Source organism: Rathayibacter sp. Leaf296, from assembly GCF_001423045.1.
Taxonomy (GTDB): Bacteria; Actinomycetota; Actinomycetes; order Actinomycetales; family Microbacteriaceae; genus Rathayibacter; species Rathayibacter caricis.
Window position 1 is genome coordinate 229,848 of sequence record NZ_LMNR01000002.1, and the last position, 14,824, is coordinate 244,671.

Sequence of the window (14,824 nt, forward strand, 5' to 3'; positions counted from 1 at the left end):
ATGGGGACGAGACTGGTGAAGACCGCGGTGGCGGCGGCGGTGGCGATCGTCCTGCTCGTGGCGACCGCGCCGGGGTTCTTCGGTCTCGCTCGCGAGGCGCCCTTCGCCCAGCTGGTCTCGTTCCGGCTCGGCACGGCGCTCGGCGCCGTGGCGGTGGCCGTCGTCCTCGTCGTGGTGGCGGTGCTGGTGCGCCCGGTGCGCCGGCTCGCGCTCGTGATCGCGGGGCTCGGACTCGCGTTCGCCGTGGTCCTCGCCGGTCTGCAGGCCGTCCGGGGCGACGACTCCTCGCCGCCCCGCGCCCACCGCCTCGCGGACCTGCGGATCCTGACCTGGAACACGCTCGACTCCGTGCCCGTCGACACGGTCGTCGCTCTCGCGACCGAGAACGCGGTCGACGCCCTGAGTCTCGTGGAGGTGTCGGAGGCTCCCGCGCAGGAGATCGCCGCCGCGCTCGGTGCCGCGGGCCGGCCGATGACCCTGCACTACGCAGCGGGGAGCGAGGGTGTGGCCGGAACCGCGCTGCTGCTGGCTCCGTCGCTCGGCGCCTACTCCGTCGATCCCGAGAGCACCCCCACCGGCACCCTCGCCTCCCTCGTCGTCCGACCGGACACCCCGGAGCGCCCGGTGATCGCCGCCGTGCACGCCGCTCCGCCGATCCCCTCGCTGATGGCCGACTGGCGCAGTGATCTCTCGCGTCTCGCCGCGCTCTGCAGCACGGAGGAGGACGTGGTCGTGGTCGGCGATCTCAACTCGACCCTCGACCACTGGGCAGGCCTGCCCGGCGCAGCGGACCTCGGCGGCTGCACCGACGCAGGGTCGCTCGCCGGCGGCGCGGCCCTCGGGACCTGGCCCGCGTCGCTCCCGACACCGCTGGGCGCTCCCATCGACCACGTCCTCTTCTCGGGGCGCTGGGACGTCTCGGGCTACGTCGTCGTCGGCGACCGCGACGACGCGGGGAGCGACCACCGGCCGGTCCTCGCCCAGCTCTCGGTGCGCGGTCTGGTGAAGGAGACGTCCTGACCCCTCCCCCGGACGAGGAGGAGAATGGGGGCATGACGAACACGGACGAGCAGACCACCCCGACGCCCGACCCCGCCGCCGCGCCCACCCCGCGCGCGACCGCGAACCGCTCGACGACCCCCGCCTCCGACCGCTTCCGCGACTTCATCGCCTCCGGCTGGGCCGAGCGGGACGAGCCCCTGCCCCCCGCGCGCGAGCAGGCCTCCTTCGCCGCTGCCCGGCGCGAGCGCCTCTCGGCGCTGCACACCGGCGAGCGCGTCGTGATCCCCGCGGGCCGGCTCAAGCAGCGGGCGAACGACACCGACTACCCGTTCCGCGCGCACTCCGCCTTCACCTGGCTGAGCGGCTGGGGCGCCGACTCCGAGCCCGGCGCCGTCCTGGTGCTCGAGCCCGGCGAGTCGGGGCACACCGCGGTGCTGTACTTCCGCGAGCGCGCCGGCCGCGACTCCGACGAGTTCTACGCGAACCCCGAGATCGGCGAGTTCTGGATCGGCCCGCGGCCCTCCCTCGCGCAGGTCTCGGCCGACCTCGGGCTCGAGGCCCGCGGCATCGACGAGCTGGACGCGGTGCTGGACGCGCAGGACGACGTGTCCGTGGCCGTCCTGCGCGAGGCCGACCCGCTGGTCGCCGAGCGCCTCGCGGGTCGCACCTCGGACGACTCCGACGCCGCCCTCGAGCGCGACCTCAGCGAGCTGCGCCTGGTGAAGGACCTCTACGAGATCGCCGAGCTGCGCGCCGCCGTCGACGCGACCGCCCGGGGCTTCGAGGACGTGCTCGCCGACCTGCCGCGCATCGTCGCCCACGAGCGCGGCGAGCGCCTGATCGAGGGCGTGTTCAACGGCCGCGCCCGCGCCGACGGCAATGCGGTCGGCTACGACACGATCGCCGCCGCCGGTCCGCACGCCTGCATCCTGCACTGGACCCGCAACGACGGACCGGTGCGTCCCGGCGAGCTCGTCCTGCTGGACGCGGGCGTCGAGCAGGAGAGCTACTACACCGCCGACATCACCCGCACGTTCCCGGTCGACGGCGTCTACACCGAGGCGCAGCGACGGGTGCACGAGACGGTGCGGGAGGCGGCCGACGCCGCGTTCGCGATCGTCCGCCCCGGCATCCGCTTCCGCGAGGTCCACGCGGCCGCCATGGCCGTGATCGCCCGCCGCACCGCGGAATGGGGGCTCCTCCCCGTCAGCGCCGAGGAGGCGCTCGAGGCCGACAACCAGCAGCACCGCCGCTACATGGTGCACGGCACGAGCCACCACCTCGGCCTCGACGTGCACGACTGCGCGAAGGCCCGGCGCGAGATGTACCTCGACGGAGTGATCGAGGCCGGCATGGTGTTCACGATCGAGCCCGGCCTGTACTTCCAGCCCGACGACCTCACGGTGCCCGAGGAGCTGCGCGGCATCGGCGTGCGGATCGAGGACGACGTGCTGGTCACCGAGGACGGCGTCGAGAACCTGTCGGCCGGCATCCCGCGCTCGGCCGACGAGATCGAGGCCTGGATGGCGCGGCTGGCCCGCTGAGGCGCCGCGCCGCTCAGGCGGCGAGCGCCGGAGCCGCGAAAGCGCCCTGAGCGGTGGCGAGCGCGAGCCCGTCGAGGAGCACCGCGAGCTGTCCCGCGGGGGCCTGCGGATCCTCCGGGTGCCACTGCACGGCCACGATCGGGGCGCTGCGGTGCTCGATCGCCTCGACCACCCCGTCGTCGGCGCGCGCCACGATCTCGAGCCCGGGTGCGAGGCGGTCGACGGCCTGGTGGTGCGCGCTCTGCACCGCCAGGACCTCCGCGCCGAAGAGCCCGGACAGGGTCGAGGACGCGGCGAGCTCCACCGGGTGGCTGTGCATCCGCTCGTGCGCGGGGGCGGCGGCGTTCACGTGCGCGGCGTCGGGGCCGAGGTCGGGGACGAGCGTGCCGCCGAGGGCGACGTTCACGATCTGGAGGCCGCGGCAGATGCCGAGCAGCGGCGTGCGGCGGGCGAGAGCGCGGTGCACGAGGGCGATCTGCGCGTCGTCGGCGCGCTCAGCGTGCGGGCCCTCGCCCGGATAGCCGCGAGCGGCTCCGTAGCGCTCGGGCGCGATGTCCTCGCCGCCGGCCAGCACGATCGCGTCGGCACCGTCGGTCTCGGCGAGCAGCCGGGCGGCGCCGAGGTCCTCGGCCGCGTAGCGCCGCGCGTCCCAGCCCAGCTCGCGGGCGAGGGTCAGGAGGCGGCCGTTCAGGATCTGCACGTACGCGTGGTACTCGTCGCGTCCGGGCCGCGTCCGGGCGACCTCCACGATGGCGAGCGAGCGGGTCATGCCGTCCATCCTGCGCACCCCGGTGGGCGCGGTCGAGCGGAGGCGACACGGTCCGTAACACGCGCGCCGTACGATCGCAGAGTGACCTCCGCTCCCCCGCCCCTCCCGGAGCGGCTGCAGCGTGCCCGTGCCGACGTCTCGGTCCTCGCCGGCCTCGCCTCCGAGCGGCAGGTGCGCCCGCTGCGCGAGGCCGCGGACCGCGCCGCCGACTCCCCGGAGGAGCACGCCGAAGCCCTGCTCGCCGGCGTCGAGGGGATGACCGCGCTCCTCGCCCGCGCCGAGGCCCAGCTGAGCGGCCTCGAGCGCTCGGTGCGGGACGACCTCGACCGGGCCGACACCCTCTCCGGTGTGCGGACGGCCGCGCAGGTCGCCTCCGCCGCCGACGTCGCGACCGCCGGAGCCACCGCCAGGGCGCTGCTGCTCGACGCCGACGAGGCACGCGCCGCCACGACCGGGCACGACCCCGCCGCGGTGCTCGCGCTCCTGCTCGACGCCGACGCCGCGCTGGACGCGGTCGTCGCCGGCTACCGGGACCCGCACGCGCAGGCCGAGCGCCAGCTCCTGCTCGTCGAGGCCGCCCGCACGGCCGCCCGTCTGGGCGCGGACGGGGTCGGCCTGCTGGTGCTCGTGCACGGCGACCGGATCACCGCGGCGCCGCGCATCCTCGCGGAGGAGACGCTCGCGCAGCTCGACGTCGCGGTCCGGCTCGCCGCCGCCGACCCCGCGGGTGCACTGGAGGAGGCCCGGCGGGCGGTCGAGCGCTCGCGCTCCGCTCTCGACGAGGCCATCGTCGACCTGGACGGGCCTGACGCGCCCGCCGCCGAGGCGCCCGCGGCGGCCAGCGCCGACCCCGCGCTCGGCGTGCTGCCCGCGGTCTGAGGACGAGCGCCGCCCCGTGCCAGACTGAGACGCATGGCGTCCTTCCTCGTGGTCCCGCAGTGGCAGGGCTCGGCGTCGACGCGGGCCATGCGCCTCGTCGACGGGGCCGAGGCGATCCGCGGCGACCTCCCCTCCTCCGCCACCGTCACCGTCGAGGTCCCCGCCGAGGCGGGCGACGCGCAGGACACCGGGATCCGCCGCTACGCCTCCGTCGCGACGACCGCGGAGCGCGTCCGCGAGGCACTGGCCGGACGTCCCGGCCCCGTGATCACGATCGGAGGCGACTGCGGCGTCGAGTTCGCCGCCGTCGGCCACGCCGTGCGCTCGACCGACGGCCCGGTCGCCCTCGTCTGGCTCGACGCGCATCCGGACGGGAACACTCCCGCCACGTCTCCCAGCGGCGCCTTCTCCGGCATGGTCCTCTCGGCCGTCCTCGGCCGCGGCGTCGGGCTCCTGAGCGCGGGCGCGGACGAGCGGGTCGACGACGCCCGCGTGGTGCTCGCCGGAGTGCGGGCGACCGATCCGGGCGAGCTCGAGGGCCTGCTCGAGCGCGGTGCCCGCAGCCTGACGGCCGACGAGCTCGATCCGGAGTCGCTCGTCGCGGCCGTCGAGGCCACCGGCGCGGTCGCGGTGTACGTGCACATCGATCTCGACGTGCTCGATCCGGCCGACCTCGCGGGACTGTTCGACCCGGTCCCCTTCGGCGTGCCGGCCGCACGGCTCGTGGCGAGCCTCGAGGCGCTGCGAGCGCGGTTCCCGCTCGCGGGCGCCGGACTCACCTCCTTCGCCCCCTCCTCCCCCGCCGCCGCCGTCGACGACCTGCCCACGATCCTCCGCCTCGTCGGCGCCCTCGCCCGCGGGGCCTGAGCGAGCACCCCGAATCCGCGACCGGGGGCCGGGGAGTGCCGGGGGCACCGGGCAAGATGGACGGACGCGACCGAGCGGAGGACCGATGAGCGAGAACCCACGCGTGCGCACCGCGCGCCGCGGTCACACGCTCGAGATCGTGCTCGACCGGCCCGAGAAGCGCAACGCGGCCGATCTCGCCCTGCTGTCGGCCCTCGCCGCCGCGTACGGAGAGCTCGACCGCGATCCCGACCTGCGCGTCGGGGTCGTCCTGGCCTCGGGCCCCCACTTCACCGCCGGCCTCGACCTGGCCGACATCGGTCCGCGGATCGCCTCCGGCGGGCTCGACTTCGTGCCCGAGGGCGGACTCGACCCGTGGGGCCTGCGGACCCGTCCGGTCTCCAAACCCGTCGTGATCGGCCTGCAGGGCACCTGCCTCACCCTCGGCATCGAGCTCGCCCTGGCGAGCGACGTCGTGCTCGCCGAGGAGTCGACGAGCTTCGGGCAGATCGAGGTCGCGCGCGGCATCCTCCCCTTCGGCGGAGCCACGCTGCGTTTCCCCCGGGCGACCGGCTGGGGCGACGCGATGCGCTGGATCCTCACGGGCGACCTGTTCGACGCCGCCGAGGCGCACCGCATCGGACTCGTGCAGCAGGTCGTGCCCGACGGCACGATCGCCGAGGCCGCCGCGGCCCTCGCAGAGCGGATCGCCGCGCAGGCACCGCTCGCCGTGCAGGCGGCCCTCGCGAACGCGCGCCTCGCGGTGTCGTCCCCCGAGGCGGCCTCCGCCGCGCTGCCCGCGGAGCTCGCCCGGCTCGCCTCCTCCGAGGACGCGGCGATCGGCCTGCAGGCGTTCCTCGCCCGCACGACGGCGGAGTTCACCGGCCGATGAGCGACGAGATCCTCTCCGCCCGCCCCGCTGAGACCGCCGGCTCCGCCCTCGAGGCGCAGCGCGAGCGCGCCGCCCGTCAGCTCGAGATCCGGCTGCGCTACGGCGACCAGGTCTGGGAGCTGCGCGAGGTCGACCACTTCGCCGTCTTCACCCGCGCGAGCCGCGCCCGCCGGGCCGGTCGCGCGCTGGTCGCCTCCGGCTACGAGATCGCGATCTCGCGCCTGCGCCTGCGGCACGTGCTGGTCGCGAGCCATCACGCGGCCGTGGACGAGGAGGCGACGACCGCCTTCCTCCGCCAGGTCGTCGAGGCCGTCGAGAGCGAGGGCGGCCGCTACGACGGCTGGCGAGCCGAGATCGTGCCCGCCCACTGAGCCCGCCGGCGCACGCCGGCCCCCACCGGGACGCAGCGTCCCGGGTCAGCAGTCACGGGCCGCCGCCCGAGAAGGATCTGGACACCATGAGCACCGACAGCAGCACGGCCGACGAGTTCGACCTGATCGTCATCGGAGCCGGCCCCGTGGGCGAGAACATCGCCGACCGGGCCGTGCAGGGCGGCCTCACCGCCGCCGTCGTCGAGAGCGAGCTCGTGGGCGGAGAGTGCTCCTACTGGGCGTGCATGCCCTCGAAGGCGCTCCTGCGCGCGCCGATGGCGCTGCGGGCCGCACGCGACCTCCCCGGAGCGGCCCAGGCGGTCTCGGGCGGAGTGGATGTCGCCGCGCTCCTCGCGCACCGCGACTCCGTCACGAGCGGCTTCGACGACCACGGCCAGGTGCAGTGGCTCGAGGGAGCGGGCATCGAGCTCGTCCGCGGCCACGGCCGCCTGAGCGGTGAGCGCGAGGTGACCGTGACGGCGCCCGACGGCACGGAGCGGGTGCTCCGTGCGCGCGCGGCCGTCGCGGTGGCGACCGGCACGACGGCCCTCGTGCCCGACGTGCCGGGGCTCCGCGACGCCGCTCCCTGGACGAGCCGCGAGGCGACGAGCGCCGAGACCGTTCCGCCGAGCCTCGTGATCGTCGGAGGCGGAGTCGTCGCGGTCGAGATGGCGACCGCCTACGCCGGCATGGGCTCCTCCGTCACCCTGCTCGCGCGCAGCGGGCTCCTCGCTCCGTTCGAGCCGTTCGCCGGGGCGCTGGTCGGCGACTCCCTCCGCGAGCTCGGCGTCGACGTCCGGCTCGGCACCTCGCCCGCCGCGGTCGAGCGCCGCTCCGACGGCGGCGTCGCGGTCACCCTCGAGGGAGGCGACGTCATCGAGGCCGACGAGATCCTGGCCGCGACGGGCCGCGCCCCGCACACCCGCGACATCGGGCTCGAGACCGTGGGCCTCGAGCCCGGGTCCTCGCTCACCGTCGACGACACGATGCTCGTGCTCGGCGCCGACGGCGCGCCGATCGGCGGCTCCTCGCCGTGGCTCTACGGAGTCGGCGACGTGAACCACCGCGCGCTCCTCACCCACCAGGGCAAGTACCAGGCGCGCGCCGCGGGCGACGTGATCGTGGCCCGCGCCACCGGAGCCGCCGTGCTCGACGCCCCGTGGGGTGCGCACGTGGCGACCGCCGACCACGAGGCCGTTCCCCAGGTCGTCTTCACCGACCCGGAGGTCGCCTCGGTCGGCCTGACGGCGGCCGCGGCCGAGAAGGCGGGCTACCGCGCGCGGGTCGTCGACTACGAGATCGGCTCGGTCGCCGGCGCCTCCCTCGCCGCGGTCGGCTACACCGGTACCGCCCGCATGGTCGTGGACGAGGAGCGCCGGGTGGTGCTCGGCGTCACCTTCGTCGGCAAGGAGGTCGGCGAGCTGATCCACTCCGCGACGATCGCCGTCGTCGGCGAGGTGCCGCTCTCGCGCCTCTGGCACGCCGTGCCCTCCTACCCGACCATCAGCGAGGTGTGGCTGCGCCTGCTCGAGACCTACGGGCGCGACAGCGCGTGAGCGCCCTGCGCCGGGCGGTCGCCGTCGTCGCCCTCGACCCCGCGGTCACCCGCCCCGGCTACCTCTTCGCCTCCGCGGTGGGCCTCGTCTGGGGGTTCGTCTGGAGCACCGGGCGGATCGAGCGCCGGAACGGCCTCGTCGTCTTCCGCGGACTGCCGGACTGGGCCTACGGGCGCGGCGGGTCGTGCGTCGGCATCAGCTATCTGACGGGTGCCAACGCGTCGGACCGCGTCCTCGAGCACGAGGCCGTGCACGTGCAGCAGTGGAAGCGCTACGGGATGTGGTTCCCGTTCGCGTACCTCGTGGCGGGTCGCGATCCGCTGCGCAATCGATTCGAGATCGAAGCCGGTCTCGAGAAGGGCGGATACCTCCGTGGTCGCTGACATGAAGGGGCGCGTCGTCGTGCTCACCGGAGCGAGCTCCGGGATCGGGAAGGTCACCGCGGGCGAGCTGGCGGAAGCGGGGGCGACCGTCGCGGTCGTCGGCCGCAACCCCGAGCGGACCCGCTCCGTCGCCGAGGACGTGGGAGGCGTGCCGTTCGTCGCCGACTTCGACCGGCTCGACGACGTGCGGGCCCTCGCCGCGTCGCTCCTCGAGCGCTTCGACGGGATCGACGTGCTCGCCAACAACGCCGGCGGCCTGGTCTCGGAGCGCGGCACGACGGCCGACGGCCACGAGCGGACGATCCAGAGCAACCATCTGGCGCCGTTCCTGCTGACCCGGCTCCTGCTGCCGCGCCTCATCGAGACCGGGGCGGCCCGTCCCGGCGCCCGCGTCGTCTCGACGGCGAGCGTCGCCAACCGGTTCGGCCGCCTGTCGCTCGAGGACCTCGACCGCAGGAAGGGCCCGTGGCTGGGCGGCTGGAGCGCCTACGGCACCTCCAAGCTCGCGACGATCCTCTTCATCCGCGAGCTCGCCGAGCGCCTGCTGCCGACCGCCGTCGACGCCTACTCGTTCCACCCCGGCTTCGTCGCCACCGGCTTCGGAGCCGACTCCCGCGTCATGAAGGCGATGCAGACGCTGACGTCCGGCTCCTACGGCATCACCGCCGAGGCGGGCGCCGTGCCCCTGATCACGCTCTGCTCGGAGCCCGACGTCGGCGCCGCGAGCGGCACCTACTTCGACGGCCTGAAGCCCCACGGCGGCGTCGCGAAGCAGGCCCGCGACCGCGTGCTCGGGACCGACCTCTGGGACCTCTCGAGCCGCCTGGTGGGACTGCCTCCGACGCTCTGAGCGTGAAGCCCGAGCGGGTCGCGGGGGCGTCGGCTGCAAGGCGGAGGAGCTCCGCATGGTGGAACCATGCGGTGCGACGACAACGCCGCAGACGATGTTCCCGCGGCCCGCGCGTCGGCTGCAAGGCGGAGGAGCTCCGCATGGTGGAACCACGCGGTGCGACGACAACGCCGCAGAGGACGTTCCCGCGGCCCGCTCGGCTAATTGGCTTCGGAGCGGCCGAGGCGCCAGTACCCCATGAAGGCCACGCGCTTGCGGTCGACGCCGAGCTCCGTCACGAGGCAGCGGCGGATGCGCTTGACCGCTCCGGCCTCGCCCGCGATCCAGGCGTAGAGGCCGGGGTCGGTGCTCTCCTCGGGCACCTCCCAGAGGATCCCGCTGTCGATGTCGACGTCCGACACCTCGACGCCCCGGTGGTGAGCCGTGAGGAAGCGGGTCGACCAGGCGCGGACGGAGGCGTCGAGCGCCGCTCCGCAGTCGGCTCCGCTCTCTCGGACGAGCCAGGTGACCTGCACCCCGGCAGGGTGCCGCAGCGTCAGGCGGTCCTCGGCGGTGGGCACCTCGAGGAACGCGGCTCCGGAGGCGTCGGCCGGGAGGCTCTCGAGGATCGCGCCGATCGCGGGGACGGCGGTCTCGTCGCCGGCGAGCAGGAGCGACGTCGCCGCTCCGGGGTGCCACTCGACACCGCCGCCGGGCAGCTCGGAGCGCGTGTCGGGGGCGATGATGACGACTTCCGAGCCCGGCGCGGCGGTGCCGACCCAGGCCGAGGCGGGGCCGGAGTCGCCGTGGGCGACGAAGTCGACATCGACCTCGGACGCCTCCGGGCGGACGGCGCGGATCGTGTAGGTGCGCAGGGGGTTCCGCTGCGCGTCGGGCAGAGTGCGCCAGCGGCCGTACCAGTCGGCGGCGACCCCGTCCGGGCCGTCGGCATCGGCGACGGACGCCAGGAAGTCGCGGGCGGTGGAGGTCGCGGTCGGGACAACGAGCTTGATCCGCTGGTCGGGCCCGGTGCAGCCGACGGAGTCGAGGTCCTCGCCCGTGAGGGTCACGCGGATGAAGTGCGGAGCGATCCTCGTCGCCCGGGAGACGGTCGCGAGGTACGGCCGGTAGGCCGGGCGGGCGGGGGCGGCGGTCGTCGGAGGCATCGACTCAGTATCGCACGGTGAGGTGAGCCTCACCTAACCCCGAGGGCGGTTCAGCGGGCGGCGTGCTCGGCGGAGACGCGCAGTCGCGCCTCGACGTCGGCGGCGAGCTCGGCGATGAGCGGCCCCGCTCCTCCGACCCACGCGCAGAAGTCGTGGCGCTCGTCCGACCACGGGTAGTCGCCGTCGACGACGGACATCTCGCCCACCCAGGCCCGCACGGCGCGGTCGAGCGCCATGCCGCGGCGGCACAGGGCGCCCGTGCCGGGGGCACCGGAGCGCGTCGAGCGGCCCAGCCAGGTCACGGTGACGCGGCCGGGAGACGAGAGCGGCGGCAGTCCGCGTGCGTCGTCGACCTCGACGAACACCTGGCCGCGGGCGTTCGCGGGGAGGGAGTCGAGCATGCTCTGGATCCACGGCACGACGGTCTCGTCGCCCGCGATCAGGTACTGCTTGACGTCGATCGGCTCCGAGCCGTCTCGTCCCTCGAACATGCACATCGAGGCAAGTATAGGCATGCCTTACCTAAGCGCCTAGTGCTCCGGCTGGGGATCTGCCGGAGTGACGGATCACCACTGCGGGGGATGCCGCCGCTGCCAGCGCGCGCGGCGCTCCAGCTGCGCGCCGATCGAGAGCAGCACCGCCTCTCCGCCGGGCCGTCCGATCAACTGGATCCCCATCGGCAGGCCGCTGTCCGTCATCGAGAGGGGCAGCGTGATCGCCGGGAGCCCGGCGACGTTCACGAACGAGGTGAACGGCGTGTACTGGACCTGCTGCGCGAAGTTCCGCTCCGGGTCCTCGGCGTCGTACCAGCCGACCGGGCGCGGAGTCATCGTCATCGCGGGCGCGAGCACGGCGTCGAAGCTCGAGAAGGCGGCGATCAGGGCGCGCTCGAAGCCCGTCAGGACCGACGCCGCCTCCACGACCTCGCGGGCGCCGAGACGCCGGCCCTCGACGACGAGCCAGCGGGTCAGCGGCTCGAGGAGCTCGAAGTCCGCGGGCGTCTCGACCGGCAGAGTCGACGCGCCGCTCTGCCAGAGGGTTCTGAACGCGGCCGGGTAGGCGCTGCTCGGCGGCAGGGAGGCGTCGTCGAGTCCGTGGCCCAGTGCCGAGAGGGCGGCGATGCCCTCGTCGAAGGCGGCCCGCGCCTCGGGCTCGAGGCGGATGTCCTGCACGTCGTCCCACGGCGAGGCGGTGAGCACGCCGATCTGGAAGCGCCCCTCCCCTCGGATCGCGGCGCCCAGGAACGAGCCCTCGCGATCCTCCGGCGCGGCCACCGAGTAGGGCTGCGGGATCCGGCCGTTGCGGCGCTCGAGCAGCCCCTCGAGGAGGAGGCCCGCGTCGGCGACCGAGCGCGCGATCGGCCCCGCCACGACGAGCCCGCCGACTCCTCCCACCCCCGACATCGCCGGCACCCGCCCGCGCGAGGGCTTGAGCCCCACCAGTCCGCACGCGGCGGCCGGGATGCGGATCGAGCCGCCGCCGTCGGACGCCGGCGCGAACGGCAGGAGCCCCGCGGCCACGGCCGCCGCCGCTCCTCCGCTCGAGCCCCCGGCGCCCAGGCGCGTGTCCCACGGCGTCACCGTGGGCGGTCCGACCCGGCTCTCGGTGTAAGAGGGCATGCCGAACTCGGGAGCCGCGGTCTTGCCCAGGCTGATCGCCCCCGCCGCGTCGAGCACCTCGACGATCCCGTCGGAGGCGTCGGGTACGAAGGACTCGCGCAGTCTCGATCCGGACGTGGTGCGGACGCCGCGGCGGCGCCACAGGTCCTTGTCCCCGCTCGCCAGGCCCCAGAGGGCGGCCGTGCGCGGGAGGGCTCCGTCGGCGAGGTCCCGGGCGCGCTCCCGCGCCGCGTCGGGCGTCACCGTCGTGAAGGCGCCCAGCTCGCCGTTCCAGCGCTCGATCCGGGCGAGGTAGTGGTCGACCAGCTCGAGCGGCGAGACCTCGCCGCGCTGCAGCCAGTCCCACTGCTCCTGGGCGCTGAGGTGGTGGAGTTCGAACATGGGAACGACCCTATTCCGGGCCGCCTGAGTCGGGGCGGCGGCGGAACAGGGTCGTCCGGGTGGGAGGGGTCAGGCGGCGCGCCTGCCCGCCTCTCGGGTGCTCTCCTCGGCGCCGTAGCGGCCGCCGGCCGGCACGACGGTGTCGCGGTCGACCCGCGCCCCCGTCGCGACGACGGCCGAGCCGCCGATGCGGGTGTAGCTGCCGATGCGGGCTCCGGGGCCGATGATCGCCTCGGGCCCGACATGCACGTTCGCGCCGATGAAGGCGCTGTGCCCGATCATCGCGTCGCGGTCGACCCAGCTCCCGGCGCCGATCCAGGCGCGCTCGCCGACCGTCGCGCCGGGCTCCACGTAGGCGCCCGTCTCGACGTACGCGGACGCCGAGACGCGCGAGCCGGGAGCGACCATGCCGCGTCCGTTCGCGTGGCGGCGGTAGACGATCTCCTCGTCGCCGCCGCGCGTCCCACGTCCCTTGTTCATGCCTGTTCCTGCCATCTGCGTCGTGCTCCTCCGAGCGGTCCGGTGGGCCGGGCTCCGAGCCCCGCCCCGTCATCCCTAGACAACACCGAGTACTGCTCGGGCATTCCCCGATCGGCGTCACGACCAGGCCGGATGCGCGCAGGTCAGCGCGGCTCGACGCGATCCGCGACCGCCGTGACGACGGCGCGGAACCGCTCCGGCGCCTCGCGCAGGCGTCGCCGTCCGAGGACGCCCGCGAGAGCGGAGGAGGCCGCAGGCGCGACGAACTCGCACTCGATGCGGGCTCCCTCCTCGTCGGCGAGGACCCGCCACTGCTCGAGGCCCGCTACCGGCAGGCGCCGCTCGAATCCGTCCGCCGTGCGGGCGAAGCCGCCGTCGTCGGCGAGCACGTCGGCGAGGGCGGCGAGCACCGGAGCGGGCTCGGCGTGGAGGATCGAGGCGAGGGCGAGGAGGCTGCGCACCGCGGAAGTCTCGCACGCACGGCCGGACGAGCGGTCAGGAGCGCGCGTCGAGCACCCGTCGCAGCCAGTCGAACGACGCCTTGGGCACCCGGTCGCCGCCGCGCGCGTCCAGGGCGACGAGCCCGTGCGGGCGGGTGTAGCCGTGCTGCCACTCGAACGCGTCCACCAGGGTCCAGAGCTGCACCGACTCGACCGGGAGACCCTCGTGCACCGCCTCGGCGAGCGCACCGAGGTGCGAGCCGAGCCAGCGGATCCGCTCGGTGTCGACGACGGCGCCGTCCTGGTCGAGCACGTCGGGGAAGCTCGCGCCGAGCGCGGTGACGACCAGCGGAGGCAGCGCCTCGCCGTACCGCTCGACCAGCGTCCGGAGGACCGACACCGGCGCCCACGGTGCCGAGGGCGAGCCGTCGCCCGTCCGGTCCAGCTCGGGCCAGGGCCGCTCGTGGAACGGCAGCACCGGCGGCGCGCCGACGCCTGTCGGCGCGTGCGGATCCCGCCCCGCCGCGACGCGCTGCGGCGGCAGCGGAGCCACGGCGTAGAAGTCGAGCGGGGCCGACAGCCGCTCGAGGTCCCGGGGGTCGACCCGCTCGAGGCGCTCGAGGAACGGCGGCAGCTCCTCCGGACCCTGCGGGTACGCGCCGGTGAGCACCGCGTCGGCAACGAGCCGGTTGCGGAGGACGTCGGCGAGGCCGGCCCATGCGACGTCGGCCTCGGAGCCGCTCGCGGGCTCGACCGGCGCCAGAGCGTCGACGAGACCGATCCGGCCCCGGACCTCCGCCGCTCGCAGCGCCTCGACGGCGACGCCGTGCCCGAGCAGCTGGTGGTGCAGCGCGGGCAGGGCGTTCAGGAGGCGCCCCGCCGCCGGGGCCTGCCGGGTGAGCGCGTACCCCTCGAGCATCACGGTGGACGGCTGATCGAGCGTGACCCAGTCGTCGACGCGGTCGCCCAGCTTCGCGCCGACGTCGAACGCCAGGTCGCCGAAGCGGAACGCGGTGTCGCGGTCCATCCAGCCGGCGCCGAGGGCGGAGGGGGTGTCGCGGTGATGCAGCGTCAGCACCACGCGGATCCCGGCCTCGGCGAGCGCATCGAGCAGACGGTCGTAGAAGCCGATCCCGCCGCGGTCCAGCGGCCCCCTGCCGTCGGGCTGCACGCGCGGCCACGAGAGCGAGAGCCGCAGCTCGTCGGCGCCGAGATCGACGAGCAGGGCGAGATCCTCGCGCCAGCGCAGGAGGAAGTCGGTCGCGACCTCGGGCGTCGCCTCCTCGGCGATCGTGCCGCGCCGCAGCGCGAAGTCGTCCCAGACCGATCGGCCGCGGCCGCCGGTCTCGAGCGAGCCCTCGGTCTGGAAAGCGCTCTGCGCCAGGCCGATCCGCAGCCCGGAGGGCAGGAGCCGTCCCAGCTCGCGCGGGTCGTCGAAGCGCGCGGCCTCGGCGCGCACCTGCCGCCTGTCGCGTCCGCGCGCCGCGTCCTCGCTCATGCTTCCTCCGAAAGGGTCGATGGAGGTATTCTCGCGGAAGCGCTCTCCCGCCGGGTGCGCGCTCCCCCCGCGCAGGACCGGTTCGGTGTCCATCCGGTGACGACGGGCGTGCCCGCTTGACAGTGCCCGCGAGCGCCCGTGCAATGGACGCACAGTGCCACCGAGAGTC

The 14,824-nt window shown here is 75.1% G+C and carries 16 protein-coding genes; 9 read left to right on the forward strand and 7 right to left on the reverse strand.

From position 1 onward, the window contains the following. Together ASF46_RS11365 and ASF46_RS11370 are read left to right on the forward strand one after the other, a co-directional pair. Positions 1-1,020 (forward strand): endonuclease/exonuclease/phosphatase family protein, encoded by a 1,020-nt coding sequence (locus ASF46_RS11365; RefSeq protein ID WP_082485446.1) that lies wholly within the window; start codon positions 1-3, stop codon positions 1,018-1,020. Positions 1,021-1,052: 32 nt separating this feature from the next. Beyond that, the gene (locus tag ASF46_RS11370) at positions 1,053-2,546 is read left to right on the forward strand and encodes an aminopeptidase P family protein (protein ID WP_056867720.1); all 1,494 of its coding nucleotides are present in this window, start codon (positions 1,053-1,055) and stop codon (positions 2,544-2,546) included. Between the two features lie 13 nt (positions 2,547-2,559). Here the strand turns inward: ASF46_RS11370 and ASF46_RS11375 are convergent, their stop codons facing one another. After that, complete coding sequence (locus ASF46_RS11375) at positions 2,560-3,315, reverse strand: gamma-glutamyl-gamma-aminobutyrate hydrolase family protein (RefSeq protein ID WP_056867721.1); 756 nt, start codon at positions 3,313-3,315, stop codon at positions 2,560-2,562. A gap of 81 nt (positions 3,316-3,396) precedes the next feature. Here ASF46_RS11375 and ASF46_RS11380 point away from each other — a divergent pair, with 81 nt between their 5' ends. The 7 genes from ASF46_RS11380 (at position 3,397) to ASF46_RS11410 (ending at position 9,092) form a co-directional block, all read left to right on the forward strand. Beyond that, entirely contained in the window at positions 3,397-4,194 is a 798-nt protein-coding gene (locus ASF46_RS11380) for a hypothetical protein (RefSeq protein WP_056867722.1), read from the forward strand. Positions 4,195-4,227: 33 nt separating this feature from the next. Beyond that, on the forward strand, positions 4,228-5,061 hold the full coding sequence (locus tag ASF46_RS11385) for an arginase family protein (RefSeq protein ID WP_056867723.1): 834 nt from the start codon (positions 4,228-4,230) through the stop codon (positions 5,059-5,061). Between the two features lie 85 nt (positions 5,062-5,146). Further along, positions 5,147-5,932 (forward strand): crotonase/enoyl-CoA hydratase family protein, encoded by a 786-nt coding sequence (locus tag ASF46_RS11390; protein WP_056867724.1) that lies wholly within the window; start codon positions 5,147-5,149, stop codon positions 5,930-5,932. Next, a complete protein-coding gene (locus ASF46_RS11395; RefSeq protein ID WP_056867725.1) occupies positions 5,929-6,303 on the forward strand; it encodes a ribonuclease E inhibitor RraB in 375 nt (124 codons plus the stop codon). Before ASF46_RS11390 ends, ASF46_RS11395 begins: the two co-directional genes overlap by 4 nt. 86 nt (positions 6,304-6,389) lie before the next feature. Then, the gene (locus ASF46_RS11400; protein WP_056867726.1) at positions 6,390-7,859 is read left to right on the forward strand and encodes a dihydrolipoyl dehydrogenase family protein; all 1,470 of its coding nucleotides are present in this window, start codon (positions 6,390-6,392) and stop codon (positions 7,857-7,859) included. After that, positions 7,856-8,242 (forward strand): hypothetical protein, encoded by a 387-nt coding sequence (locus ASF46_RS11405; RefSeq protein ID WP_056867727.1) that lies wholly within the window; start codon positions 7,856-7,858, stop codon positions 8,240-8,242. The genes ASF46_RS11400 and ASF46_RS11405 overlap by 4 nt, the downstream gene beginning before the upstream one ends. Then, on the forward strand, positions 8,232-9,092 hold the full coding sequence (locus tag ASF46_RS11410) for an SDR family NAD(P)-dependent oxidoreductase (RefSeq protein ID WP_200919710.1): 861 nt from the start codon (positions 8,232-8,234) through the stop codon (positions 9,090-9,092). Before ASF46_RS11405 ends, ASF46_RS11410 begins: the two co-directional genes overlap by 11 nt. Before the next feature lie 200 nt (positions 9,093-9,292). Here ASF46_RS11410 and ASF46_RS11415 read toward each other — a convergent pair whose 3' ends face one another. The 6 genes from ASF46_RS11415 to ASF46_RS11440 all read right to left on the reverse strand — a co-directional run bounded on the left by ASF46_RS11415 (position 9,293) and on the right by ASF46_RS11440 (position 14,655). Next, the gene (locus ASF46_RS11415) at positions 9,293-10,237 is read right to left on the reverse strand and encodes a siderophore-interacting protein (RefSeq protein WP_056867729.1); all 945 of its coding nucleotides are present in this window, start codon (positions 10,235-10,237) and stop codon (positions 9,293-9,295) included. A 50-nt stretch (positions 10,238-10,287) separates the two neighbouring features. After that, a complete protein-coding gene (locus ASF46_RS11420) occupies positions 10,288-10,728 on the reverse strand; it encodes an SIP domain-containing protein (protein WP_056867730.1) in 441 nt (146 codons plus the stop codon). A gap of 75 nt (positions 10,729-10,803) precedes the next feature. After that, complete coding sequence (locus ASF46_RS11425; RefSeq protein ID WP_056867731.1) at positions 10,804-12,237, reverse strand: amidase; 1,434 nt, start codon at positions 12,235-12,237, stop codon at positions 10,804-10,806. Positions 12,238-12,306: 69 nt separating this feature from the next. Further along, positions 12,307-12,717, reverse strand: coding sequence for a hypothetical protein (locus ASF46_RS11430; RefSeq protein ID WP_055793703.1), 411 nt, complete (start codon positions 12,715-12,717; stop codon positions 12,307-12,309). Between the two features lie 143 nt (positions 12,718-12,860). Next, positions 12,861-13,178, reverse strand: a complete 318-nt coding sequence (locus ASF46_RS11435; protein WP_056867732.1) for a hypothetical protein — start codon at positions 13,176-13,178, stop codon at positions 12,861-12,863. Between the two features lie 34 nt (positions 13,179-13,212). Beyond that, positions 13,213-14,655: a glycoside hydrolase family 1 protein gene (locus ASF46_RS11440; RefSeq protein ID WP_056867733.1), complete on the reverse strand. Its 1,443-nt coding sequence runs from the start codon at positions 14,653-14,655 to the stop codon at positions 13,213-13,215. Positions 14,656-14,824: the final 169 nt, after the last annotated feature.